The sequence below is a fragment of the Aquabacterium sp. genome (genome assembly GCF_030652515.1).
Lineage (GTDB): Bacteria > Pseudomonadota > Gammaproteobacteria > Burkholderiales > Burkholderiaceae_C > Aquabacterium.
Genome location: NZ_JAUSAR010000181.1, coordinates 1 through 6,734, shown reverse-complemented (window position 1 = coordinate 6,734; position 6,734 = coordinate 1). Strand labels below are relative to the sequence as shown.

General features: G+C 64.8%; 8 protein-coding genes. All 8 read left to right on the top strand.

Annotation, left to right across the window (positions count from 1 at the left end):
• Window positions 1-27: 27 nt before the first annotated feature.
• Window positions 28-390 (top strand): hypothetical protein, encoded by a 363-nt coding sequence (locus Q7V20_RS20760; protein WP_304795512.1) that lies wholly within the window; start codon window positions 28-30, stop codon window positions 388-390.
• A gap of 28 nt (window positions 391-418) precedes the next feature.
• Window positions 419-718: a type IV conjugative transfer system protein TraL gene (gene traL, locus Q7V20_RS20755; protein WP_304795510.1), complete on the top strand. Its 300-nt coding sequence runs from the start codon at window positions 419-421 to the stop codon at window positions 716-718.
• A gap of 14 nt (window positions 719-732) precedes the next feature.
• Window positions 733-1,296, top strand: coding sequence for a type IV conjugative transfer system protein TraE (gene traE, locus Q7V20_RS20750; RefSeq protein ID WP_304795508.1), 564 nt, complete (start codon window positions 733-735; stop codon window positions 1,294-1,296).
• Window positions 1,286-2,140, top strand: coding sequence for a type-F conjugative transfer system secretin TraK (locus Q7V20_RS20745; RefSeq protein ID WP_304795506.1), 855 nt, complete (start codon window positions 1,286-1,288; stop codon window positions 2,138-2,140). The genes traE and Q7V20_RS20745 overlap by 11 nt, the downstream gene beginning before the upstream one ends.
• Entirely contained in the window at window positions 2,137-3,678 is a 1,542-nt protein-coding gene (locus Q7V20_RS20740; protein WP_304795504.1) for a TrbI/VirB10 family protein, read from the top strand. Before Q7V20_RS20745 ends, Q7V20_RS20740 begins: the two co-directional genes overlap by 4 nt.
• Window positions 3,679-3,712: 34 nt before the next feature.
• Complete coding sequence (locus Q7V20_RS20735) at window positions 3,713-4,510, top strand: DsbC family protein (protein ID WP_304795502.1); 798 nt, start codon at window positions 3,713-3,715, stop codon at window positions 4,508-4,510.
• Complete coding sequence (gene traV, locus Q7V20_RS20730) at window positions 4,507-5,193, top strand: type IV conjugative transfer system lipoprotein TraV (protein ID WP_304795500.1); 687 nt, start codon at window positions 4,507-4,509, stop codon at window positions 5,191-5,193. The genes Q7V20_RS20735 and traV overlap by 4 nt, the downstream gene beginning before the upstream one ends.
• A 78-nt stretch (window positions 5,194-5,271) precedes the next feature.
• Window positions 5,272-6,734: TraC family protein (locus Q7V20_RS20725; protein WP_304795498.1), on the top strand; the 1,463-nt coding region annotated here is incomplete at its 3' end.

Below are 6,734 nucleotides of genomic sequence, written 5' to 3'. Positions count from 1 at the left end.
TTCACCCCTGTTCGCCCCTCTGCCCAGTTGAACGGCCAGCAAAGCCGTCAATCAAACGACAGTGACGCCAACAAGCCCCCGCACAAGCGCTGGCGTGTGGCCTCGGCGCTGGCCATGCTCGCTCTGGGCTTGGGCCTGTCCATGCCCGGCTTCGCCCTTGACCTGGTGGCGTTCACGGGCATCACCGGGCCTATGACGTCCGCCCTGGCGCAGATCTCAGCACTGGGCCCCAGCGTCAAAGCCCTGGTCGGCTTCGTCGGTTTCGTGGTCGCACTGATCTCGCTGTCGGCCCTGCGCAATTTCGGGCCCGTGCTGTTCTACGTGGGCCTGGCCATCTTCGGTGCGGTAGGCCTGGTGATCGCCGGCGCGATCATGGGCGCGGTCGTCTGAGGTCAGCTCAAACCTGCAGGAGCCTGACATGCAAGCCGACACCTACATCCCCCGTCGCCTGGATGACCCCTGGAAGATCGGCTTCTGGGACATCGATGTGGCCGCCCCAGTGATCTTTTTCTTCTTTGTCGGCTACCTGGCGGGCACCAAGCTGGCCTTTGCGGCCTGCGCGGGTGCGGGGATCTTCCTGTCGCGGTGGATCGCGCGCATCAAAGCCGACAAGCACCAGGCCTTCGCAATGCATTGGCTGTACTGGCACCTGCCTCCCAGCCCCATGACCGCGATGCGCGCCACCCCGCCCTCCCACATCCGCCGCATGGTCGGCTGAGCCTGGAGCACGCCATGGACTTCGAGCGACTCAACAGCGACATCAAGGAGATGCGCCGCCGCAACCGCAGCCTGGGGCTCGCGGTGGGCGTGCTGTCGTCGGGCCATGTCGTGGCACTGCTCGTCATCCTCAACCTGATCGGCACAGTGCGCACGGTGGTCGTGCCACCCACGATCGACAAGACCTTCTGGGTCAGCCGAGACAAGGCCAGTGGCGAATACCTGGAGCAGATGGGTGGCTTCATGGCCTGGCTGGTGCTGGACGTCACACCCTCATCGATCGACTGGAAGAAAAACATCCTGCTCGGCTATGTGGAACCCGACCAATACGGCCCGCTCAAGACCCGGCAGGAGGTCGAGGCCGAGCGGCTCAAGCGCATCAACGCCAGCACGATGTTCATGCCGCAGCAGTTGGTGCCCAGCGAAGACAAGCAAAGCGTCGTGGTGCGTGGCCGACTGCGCACCCTGGTCAATGGCTTCGAAACCGCCAACGACCTCAAGGCCTACCTGATCGAGTTTAGTTTCAACGGGGCACGCATGCACCTCAAGACCTTCAAGGAGGTTCCCAATGCGAGCTGATTTCAAGCGATGCCAGCAGCCCTCCACTTCGCTGACAAGCCTGCTGCTGGCCATGGTGACAGCCGTTGGGATGGCAACGGCACCAAGCCTCGTCACCGCGCTTCAGTTGGTCGAAGCCCGCGACGGTGTCTCCGTTGAGGCCATGGTGTCGATCAAGGAGCCCACACGCATCCGCATCGATGGCGCGCCCATCACCGATGTGTTCGGCAACATCTATTCGAGCAACTGCGCCAACGGAACCCCGCCCCCCAACAACAGCCAGAACATTCCGACCATCAATCCCACGGGTGAGTTGGTCCTCGAATGCGACAAGGACAAGGGCGAGGTCTACATCCGACCCGTGGGCAAGTCCACCAAGCCCATCAACCTGTTCGTCTCCAGTGCGAAGGCGACCTACACCCTGCTGCTGCATCGCTCGGACACCCCCGCAGACACCATCGTCCTCCGGGATCCCAGTGCCAGGCTGCTGAAGCTGGACAACGCGAACCCAAATCCCTCGGGCATGTCATTGGGCACTTCGGCCAACCACATCCGAGCCATGAAGGCCTTGCTGGTGGCAATGGCCTCTGACCGGGTGCCTCCCGACGTGCGGGTCGAGGAGGTCAACCGCCTCGTCCCCCTGTGGCTCGAAGCGAGATTTTCCCTGATGCGTCGCTATGAAGGGCGAGGCCTGGTCGGCGAGAAATACCTGCTGCAAAACGTCAGCCCGACCTTGATGGTGCTGGCCGAGCAGGAATTTGACCGCGAAGGTGCCCAGGTCATGGGCGTGTCGATCGAGAACCACAACCTGCAACCCGGAGAGGCCACGAATGTGTTCGTGATCCGGCAGGAGGCCACGCGATGAACACGCCTTTCGACCAAGCAGCCAATGGCAGCATCACCGGCTTGCCCGACCGCATCAAGGGGGCCGTGGGCAGTGCCCTTCAAAGGCTGTCTCCACGGCAACGCCAGTACGTCACCCTGGCCGCCATCCTGGTATGTGGTGTCGGCCTGCTGTGGCTGATCTTCGCCCTCACCGACACGCGCTCGCCCACCGCAGACGCCAAGAACAACGGCAGCGCGCAGCCTGCCACGGTCACCAACATCGGGGTGATGCCGCCGGGACAGCAGGTCAACCCGGTCGACCAATGGGTGGGCACCGCAGGGCGCAAGCTGGCGCAGTACGAGAGCGAGCGCGATGAGCAGACCCGGCTCAACAAGGACCGACAAGCTTTCGAGGCCCGCACCATGCAGCGCTTTGCCGAACTGGAGCAAAAACTCACCTCGGCCAGCCAGGCTGCCAGCATGCCCTCGGCACCCAACGCTGGGGCGGCGTCAAGCACGCCCGCTCCCCCAACGATGCCACCGGCATCCAGCCTGCCATCGCCACCACCTCCGGCGCCCACCGCCCCGCCTCCGGCAAAGCTTCCGGGGCAGAGTGTCAACATCCCTCCACCTTTGCCGCCCGGCATATCGCTCGCAGGCGCCATGCCCCTCGGTGATCCAGGCGTGGCACCGCAGGACAGGCCTCTCGATGCCCCGGTGTTGACACGCGTTTCTCTGGTGGACCGAGAAACGGCCAAGGCCGCTGCAACAGGCGCCACGGCAAGCACCACAAACAATGCCACGCCCGGATCACTGTCAACGGCCGACACCCGCACCGTCTCGACCTTCCTGCCCGTCAGCTTCACGCGCGGCACCCTGCTTGGTGGCCTGGATGCCCCAACGGGCGGGCAGGCCCAGTCCAACCCACATCCTGTCCTGATCCGGCTCTCGGACAACTCCGTCCTGCCCAACCGCTTTCGGGGGGAATACCGCGACTGCTTCGTGATCGCGGCAGGCTACGGGGACATCAGCTCGGAGCGAGCCTACCTGCGCACCGAGAACCTGTCCTGCGTACGCCCGGACGGCGCCACGCTGGAAGTCAAGATCCAGGGCAGCGTCTATGGCGAAGATGGCAAGGTGGGCATGCGCGGGCGACTGGTCACCAAGCAAGGCCAGATGCTGGCCAATGCCCTGCTGGCAGGCGTGGTCAGTGGCATCGGCCAGGGCCTGGCGACTTCATCGACCACCTACAGCACCTCGGCCCTGGGCACGATCGCCAGCAGCGGTAGCAGCACCTCCGACGCCTACAGAGCAGGCATCGGCACTGGTGTGGGCAAGGCCCTGGACCGGCTGGCGCAGTACTACATCAAGCTCGCCGAAAACACCTTCCCGGTGATTGAAATCGATGCCAGCCGCGAGATCGATGTGGTGATCACCAAGGGCGTGCGCATCGACGTACCCATGTCAGCCAACGCATACACCAGTACCAGCGGTACCCCTTCCAGCACGCTAGCGCGCTCGGCTGAGCCCGCCCCCGAAGACCGCTACCTGAAAGCCGCCAATGATGACAACTACTGACATGCCCCGCCCCATGCGCGGCAGGTTCCTCGCCATGAAATTGAGCTTGGCATTGGGTGCGGTGTCAGCGTTGGCGCTGGCAATTGGCAACGCATGGGCAGGCGGCCCGCCTCCAGAGGAGGCGCGCTTGCTGGCCGCGCTCAAGAAGGCCAATCCCAGCACGCGCTTCACCCAGGTGCTGCGTTCGCCCATTGCCGGGCTGTACGAAGTCTGGATGAACGGGAACGTGGCCTACGTGTCGGCCCGCCAGCCGCGCTACTTCGTGTTCGGCCATGTCTTTGACACACAGACCATGACCGACATCACCGGGTCACGAATGGCCCTGGCGGCCAGGCAGGGCGCGATGGCGCCCGCTGCGCCTACCGCAGCAACATCAGCACCGGCATCCACGCCAATTGCCTTCGACCAACTGCCTTTCGCTGACGCCATCAAGACCGTGCGGGGCAACGGCCAGCGGCAGATCGCCGTGTTCAGCGACCCGGGCTGCGGCTACTGCAAGCAACTGGAGCCTGAGCTGGCCCGAATCGACAACGTCACGGTCCACACCTTCTTGCTGCCCTTTCAGGGTGAGGCCAAGCCCATCGCTCTTTGGTGCGCCCCGGACCGGGCTCAAGCCTGGCAGCGCTACATGGTGCAGGGCGATACCACCGCGATCAATGCCCCAGCGCGATGCGATCACCCCGTGGCCCGCAACCTGGCTTTGGCGCAGCGCATTGGTGTTCGAGGCACGCCCACCCTGATCTGGGCAGATGGCAGCCGCACCGAAGGCTACGTCGATCACCAGGTGATCCAGGCCCGCCTGAAACCGGCCACCTCGGAGGTTCAACCATGAACGCCCACGGTAACGTCGCTACCCGCGCCCACCCCGTGCGCCCGATCTGGCTCCTGGGTTGCTTGCTGCTGAGCTTGTCAGGCTGCATGAACCTCTCCGGCCTGGGCGGCAGCTCCGATTACGCATGCAAAGCCCCGGACGGGGTGACTTGCACCTCGGTGTCGGGCACCTATGCCAACGCCGTTCAGGACAACCTGCCCGCCCAGGTGGCCAAGCGCCGCATGGCCGCCAAATCCCATGGCGAGCCAGGTACCAATCCCGCACCCGGGTCGCCACAGCCTCGCCTTGCACCAGCGCGGGCATCGGCCCAAGCCACTGTCCCGCCCGTGGCTCAGTCCCCCAGCCTGGCGCTGCCCCTGCGCTCATCGGCCCGGATCCTGAGGCTGTGGTTCAAGCCCTGGGAAGACGCCGACCGCGACCTCTACGACCAGGGCTATGTCTATGTCCAGATCGATGCGGGTCAGTGGCTGATCGACCACGCACATCGCCAGATCCGTGACGCCTATGCGCCCATACGACCTCCGATGGGCACCACCGTCAAACCTGCCACGCCAGAACAGAGCACCTCGCCCGTGCAGCCCGTTGGCCAACAGCGCCCGTCTCCGTACACCCCGGACAACTCGGAAAGCCCTGACATCGGCCCCTTGCTGCCGCCCACCGACAGCCTTGACCCCAGCAACTGAAACGCCCTCAAAGGTTGCGCCATGCCTACCCCCTTAGCCACAGCCACTTCAACTGTCACTTCAGCAGCCAGCGCCTCCATGGACGCGGCTCGCACCGTGCGCAGGCACGCTCGCCCGGGCCTGTTCGAGTCCATGGGCCTGGGCGCGCCACCAGACACACCGGCAGAGCAATTCGCCGCGTGGCTGCCCTACTCCGCCTACCTCGCAGACGAAAAAATATTCGTCAACCGCGATAGCCTGGGCTTCATGCTGGAGGTCATGCCGCAGTCGGGCGCGGATGAACGCATGGCCGAGGTGCTGATCTCGCTGTACGCCAACTGCCCGACGGGCGCGGGCATCCAGTTCCACCTGTTCGCCTCACCCCATGTGCGTGGCCAGTTGCGCCGCTATGCCAACTTGCGAGTCGAAGACGAGGACCAGGCAGATAAGGCCAAGCATTGGGGGCGCCCTGCCCGCAACGACAACCTCTTCCACACCCTGGCACGCCAACGCGTGGGCCACCTGCTGCGGGGAGCCCAGTCCTCGCTGACCTCGGGCTTTCACTACACGATCCGGGACTTCCGCCTGATGCTCAGCGTCACCCTGCCCGGTGACGCCCAGGACATGACCAGGCGCGAAGAGGTGATGGCCCAGCGCGAGTCCATGGCCTCCACGCTGCGTTCGGCCTCCCTGCCCAACCGGGTCTGCGATGCCGCCGACCTTATCAACTGGTGCGCGCTGTTCACCAACCCTGACCGCATCTCGCAGACCGACGCGCCAGACCTGCACTACGACGACGGGCGCGAATTGCGCGACCAGATCATCGACTTCGACACCATCCAGGATCCCACCCCCAGCGGCTTGCGCCTGTGGAAGGAGACCGGATCGGACGAACTGGAGGCGCGCTTTTACTCCATCAAGTCCTTCCCTGAGCGCTTCGCCCTTTGGCAAATGGGCTCGCTGATCGGCGACCTGATGCAACCCGCCCTGCAGTACAGCGCGCCCTTCTTGCTGACCATGGGCGTGCACGTGCTCGACCCCAATGCCACCAAGGCCACGGTCACCGCCAACCATGTGCGCGCCACGCAGAACGCCAAAAGCAAGATGGCCGACGTGATGCCGGACGTGGGCAAGAAGCTGCAGGACTGGACGGCCGCCGCGCAGGCCATCGACACCGGTGGCAGCCTGGTCAGCCTGTACCACCAGTTGGCCATCTTCTCGCCACCGCGCAAGGCGGTGGCGGCCCACGAAGCGGCCAACGCCATCTGGCGTGGCCGTGGCTTTCAGCTCAATGCCGACGTGTACATGCACCGCCAGGCGCTGCTGGCCAGCCTGCCCATGACCCTGACGCCACGCTTTCATGGCGATCTGGCCAAGATGCGTCGCGTCTCGCGCAAGACCATGGCCAACGCCATCCATCTTGCGCCCCTGATCGCGGAGTTGCGCGGCACACGCACCCCCGCCCTGGTCTTCGGCGGGCGCCGTGGGCAGTTGATGACCCTGGACATCTTCGACAATGACCTGGGCAACTACAACTTCGCCATCATCGGCGCACCGGGTTC

What these genes read in the sequence shown, in the direction of transcription:
- traL (WP_304795510.1), top strand. Translation starts at nt 419, where the DNA reads ATGCAAGCCGACACCTACATCCCCCGTCGCCTGGATGACCCCTGGAAG.
- traE (WP_304795508.1), top strand. Translation starts at nt 733, where the DNA reads ATGGACTTCGAGCGACTCAACAGCGACATCAAGGAGATGCGCCGCCGC.
- Q7V20_RS20745 (WP_304795506.1), top strand. Translation starts at nt 1,286, where the DNA reads ATGCGAGCTGATTTCAAGCGATGCCAGCAGCCCTCCACTTCGCTGACA.
- Q7V20_RS20740 (WP_304795504.1), top strand. Translation starts at nt 2,137, where the DNA reads ATGAACACGCCTTTCGACCAAGCAGCCAATGGCAGCATCACCGGCTTG.
- Q7V20_RS20735 (WP_304795502.1), top strand. Translation starts at nt 3,713, where the DNA reads ATGAAATTGAGCTTGGCATTGGGTGCGGTGTCAGCGTTGGCGCTGGCA.
- traV (WP_304795500.1), top strand. Translation starts at nt 4,507, where the DNA reads ATGAACGCCCACGGTAACGTCGCTACCCGCGCCCACCCCGTGCGCCCG.